Raw genomic sequence first — 3,033 nt, 5'->3', positions numbered from 1 at the left:
CTATCAGGCCGATGGCTCGAACCTTTTGGTCAATACCGATGCGGGCGTGACCATCACCAGCTATGCCGACCTCCTGAACCCCGAATACAAGGGCAAGATCGCCTTTGGCGACCCGATGAACTCCTCCTCAGCCTTCGCCCAGCTCACCAATATGCTCAAGGCCGTGGGCGGCGACTATGAATCGGAAAAGGGCTGGGACTATGTGCGCGACCTGGTCGTGCAGCTCGACGGCATTTCCATCGGTTCCTCCAGCCAGGTGGCCAAGGACGTGGCCAGCGGCGAATATGTGGTGGCGCTGACCTATGAGCCGCTTTCGCTCAACTTCGTGCGCAGCGGCCAGCCCGTGGAAATCGTCTATCCGGCCGAAGGCGCCGCCTTCCTGCCCGCCACCATCCAGCTGATCAAGGGCGGCCCCAACTCCGAGGCGGGCAAGGCCTTCATCGACTTCATCATTTCCGAGCAGGGCCAGACCATCCTCGCCGAGGAAACCGCCGGTCGTCCGCTGCGTGACGGCGTGGTCAAGCCGGGCCTGCCGGCGCTGGCCGACATCCCCACCGTCGAGGAAGATGGGGCCTATGTCTCGGCCCATCGCGACGACATCCTGGCCAAGTACAAGGCGATCCTCGAGGCTCAGCTCTGATGATCGCTTCGGTTGACAAGGGAGCAGGACGATGACCAGCATTGCCCTGCGTTCGCTGCGCAAGGAATATGGCAACCAGGTCGCGATCCCCGATCTCGACCTGGATATCGGCGAAGGCGAGTTCTTCACGCTGCTCGGACCCTCCGGCTGCGGCAAGACCACGTTGCTGCGCATGATTGCCGGCTTTAATTCCATCGAATCCGGGACGATTTCCTTCGACGGGGTGGTGATCAACGACCGATCCCCCTCCGCGCGCAATATCGGCATGGTGTTCCAGAGCTATGCTTTGTTTCCCCATATGAGCGCGGGAAAGAATGTCGGGTTCGGGTTGCAGACCCGCAATGTCAACCGGGCCGAGAGCGAGCGGCGCGTCGCCGAGGCGCTCGAGGCGGTGCATATGGCGCACCTCAAGGACAGGCTTCCCGGCGCAATGTCGGGAGGCCAGCAGCAGCGCATCGCGCTGGCGCGGGCGCTGGTCATCCAGCCCGCCGTTTTGCTGATGGACGAGCCGCTCTCCAATCTCGACGCCAAGCTGCGCGTCGAGATGCGCGAAACCATCCGCGAGGCCCAGCGCGAGGCGGGTATAACCACGGTCTACGTTACCCATGACCAGGAAGAGGCGATGGCGGTGTCCGACCGCATCGCGGTGATGAATCTGGGCGTGGTGCAGCAGGTGGGCTCGCCCGAGGACATCTACCGCTTCCCGGCCAATCGGTTTGTCGCCGAATTCATCGGCAAGACCAACCTGCTCGAGCGCGAGCTGCGCCGGCAGGACGGCAAGGCCATGCTCGATCTGGGCGACGGCGTTACGGTCGACGTGACCGCCATGGTCGCACCGGACGCGGCCGGGCGCGTGCAGGTCTCGGTGCGCCCCGAGGCGGTGGAAGTGGCCGAGACCGGCCTTGTGGCGGAGCTGATCGACGAGACCTTCCTGGGCTCGCATTCGCAGGTGCGCGTGCTGCTGGGCTCGGGCGAAACCATCGAGTTCCTGCAATTTGCCCGCCGGGCCGCCCGCTGGGAGCGCGGCGAGAAGATCCGCCTGCGACTCGACACCGACATGCTGACCTTTTTCGACGCGGCAAGCGGGGTATCGATCATGCGCGGAGCGGCGGCGTGAACGAGACCACCAATCGCTATGACGGGTGGACGGCCATAGCGGTCATGCTGACCGGGGGCTATCTGCTGATGGTCATCTGGCCGCTGATGCTGGTGCTGTTCAACAGCGTCACCGGCCCCGAAGGCTTCTCGCTGGACGGCTTCACCACCTTCTTCTCTTCGCGCCTCTATTACGGCACGCTAATGAACTCGATGGTGGTGACGGTTTGCGTGACGCTGCTGGCGCTCGTCATCGCCTTCCCGCTTGCCTATTTCATGACCATGTTCCGCGTGCGCGGCAACCGCACGGTGCAGATCCTGATCCTGGCCTCGATGATGTCGCCGCCCTTTATCGGCGCCTATTCCTGGATCCTGCTGCTGGGCAATAACGGCATGATCACCCGGCTGGTCCAAGACCTGATCGGGGTCAAGCCGCCCAGCATTTACGGCTTTGCCGGCATCGTGCTGGTGCTGACGCTGCAATTGGTGCCGCTGATCTTCACCTATCTGATGGGCGCCTGGCGCACCATCGACGTCTCGCTGCTCGAAGCGGCCGAAAGCATGGGGGTGACCGGCGCGCGCCGGGCGCTCAAGATCATCGCCCCGCTGCTCTGGCCCACAATTCTCGCCGGGAGCCTGCTGGTCTTCGTGCGCGCCTTCGCCGATTTCGGCACGCCCATGCTGATCGGGCAGGGCTTCCGCACCGTGCCGGTCTTGATCTACTCGTCCTTCGTGGGCGAGGTGAGCATCGACAAGAGCTTTGCGTCCGCCGTGGCGGTGATCGTCATCGTGGTGACGCTGCTGGTGTTCCTCATCCAGAAATATCTGGCCGGGCGGCAGAAATTCACCATGTCGGCGCTGCGCAGCATCGAGCCGCGCCCGCTGACCGGCTGGAGCAATTTCGGCGTGCACGCCTATGTCTACGGGTTCCTGGTGCTGGCGCTGGCGCCGCTGGTCGTGGTGGTGGTCAGCTCGTTCCGCAACACGCTGTACGGCCAGTTCGTCGCCGGCTGGTCCCTCGAGAACTATCTCGATTCCCAGCGCGATATCTGGCGCTATGTCGGCAACACCTTCAGCATCGGGCTAACGGCGCTGGTCATCCTGGTGGTGATTGCCGTGCTGGTCGCCTATCTGGTGGTGCGACGCAAGGGCATGCTCAGCGATGCGCTCGATACCATGACCATGGTGCCCTATGTGGTGCCGGGGCTGGTGATCGGCATCGCGCTGGTGACCGCCTTCAGCCAGCGCCCGTTCCTGCTCACGGGCACTTTCGCCATCATGGTGCTGGCGCTGACCAT

General features: G+C 63.8%; 3 protein-coding genes. All 3 read left to right on the top strand.

From position 1 onward, the window contains the following. On the top strand, nt 1–640 hold a 640-nt coding region (locus VDP82_RS16365; RefSeq protein ID WP_323015894.1), incomplete at its 5' end, for an extracellular solute-binding protein. Nucleotides 641–671: 31 nt separating this feature from the next. Beyond that, nucleotides 672–1,757: an ABC transporter ATP-binding protein gene (locus VDP82_RS16360; RefSeq protein ID WP_323015893.1), complete on the top strand. Its 1,086-nt coding sequence runs from the start codon at nt 672–674 to the stop codon at nt 1,755–1,757. Further along, nucleotides 1,754–3,033: iron ABC transporter permease (locus tag VDP82_RS16355; RefSeq protein WP_323015892.1), on the top strand; the 1,280-nt coding region annotated here is incomplete at its 3' end. The genes VDP82_RS16360 and VDP82_RS16355, both read left to right, overlap by 4 nt.

The sequence above is a fragment of the Devosia sp. genome, assembly GCF_034675085.1.
In the GTDB taxonomy this organism is placed as follows: Bacteria; Pseudomonadota; Alphaproteobacteria; order Rhizobiales; family Devosiaceae; genus Devosia.
The sequence above is the reverse complement of the archived record's forward strand: the minus strand, read 5'-3'. Positions and strand labels throughout refer to the sequence as shown.